This is a genomic window from Komagataeibacter diospyri (assembly GCF_006538165.1).
In the GTDB taxonomy this organism is placed as follows: Bacteria; Pseudomonadota; Alphaproteobacteria; order Acetobacterales; family Acetobacteraceae; genus Komagataeibacter; species Komagataeibacter diospyri.
The window spans coordinates 1-1,414 of sequence record NZ_BDLU01000103.1; the positions used below are offsets into that span (position 1 = coordinate 1).

Annotated in this window: 1 protein-coding gene; it reads left to right on the plus strand. The window is 62.4% G+C overall.

What is annotated here, in order from left to right:
• The first annotated feature begins 48 nt into the window (after nt 1-48).
• Nucleotides 49-1,299, plus strand: a complete 1,251-nt coding sequence (locus MSKU9_RS17805) for an IS701 family transposase (RefSeq protein WP_141262660.1) — start codon at nt 49-51, stop codon at nt 1,297-1,299.
• Nucleotides 1,300-1,414: the final 115 nt, after the last annotated feature.

Sequence of the window (1,414 nt, forward strand, 5' to 3'; positions counted from 1 at the left end):
TAGCACTACAGTTGCATTTTTCTGAGAGTTCTGAATCTATGGGTCACCATGATTCTGAACGAGATGAATGGCGCGGCCTCGATCGAGGATGTTCTTGCCCTGACGCTGGAGGCGCTGCGGGACGCCAAGGCGCGGATGCGCCCGGTATTCGGCCAGGAGCGGGTGGCGGCGTCGGCGGGCCGGTTTCTGGAAACACTGCTGGGCAATGAACCGCGCAAGACCGGCTGGATGCGCGCAGAAGCTGCGGGCGATCCGGGGCCATGGCGACAGCAGGCCTTGCTTGGACGCGGGCATTGGGACGCCGATGCGTTGCGGGACGTCGTGCGCGATCATGTCGTCGAGCATCTGGGGGATACCGACGCGGTGCTGGTGGTCGACGAGACCGGTTTTCTCAAGAAGGGCTCTGCATCGTGCGGGGCGGGACGGCAATATACCGGGTCTGCCGGTAAGATCACCAATTGCCAGATTGGCGTGTTCGCAGCCTATGTCTCTGACAAGGGGCACGCATTTCTCGACCGGGCTTTGTATCTGCCGAAGGCCTGGGCGGAAAAGCCTGAACGGCTGGCGGCGGCCCATGTGCCGGGCGATGTCCAGTTTGCCAGCAAACCGTCTCTGGCCACCGCGATGATCGGCCGGGCACTTGCGGCCGATGTGCCGTTCCGGTGGGTGGCCGGCGACAGCGTCTATGGCGTCGGGGAACTGGAAATGGCTTTGCGCCGCGCCAGCCGGGGCTATGTTCTGGGCGTGAATGCCAATCATCACTTCCATTCCTGGCGGCCGGATGTCTGCTGGGCCGGCGAGGCGCGCGAGATTGTCGACACCCTGCCGGACGCCGCCTGGGTCCGCTGTTCCGCCGGACGCGGTACCAAGGGCGAGCGGCTGTATGACTGGCTGTATTGCCCGATGGCCGATCTCGAAGCCTCAGAATATTCAGATACCTCAACCGGGACATGGACCCGTGGGCTGCTGGTCCGGCGCAATCCCTCCGATGGCGACCTGGCGTATTTCACGACCTGGTGCCCTCAGGGAACACCGCTCGAGACCTTGGTGCGCGTCGAGGGTACGCGCTGGCGCATTGAAGAAGGTTTCGAGACCGCCAAGAACGAATTCGGCCTCGACCACAACGAGACCCGATCCTGGCATGGTTGGCACCGTCACGTCTCGCTGGTCATGCTGGCTTACGCCATGATGGCCGCTGTGCGGTCCCAGGCCAACGCCATGGCGCTCAAAAAAAGCCAGTTGCACAAACGCGGCCGCTTATCCGCTGGTCAATCCAGGAAATTCGACGCCTCGCCATGAAGATGACCCGAAGCTGCGCCTCCATCGGGCATATCCTCCGATGGTCGTTCTTTCGACGTGCTCATCAGGCCGCAGCCTACCTCTCACATATCAAACAGAAAGCGCAACTGTAGTG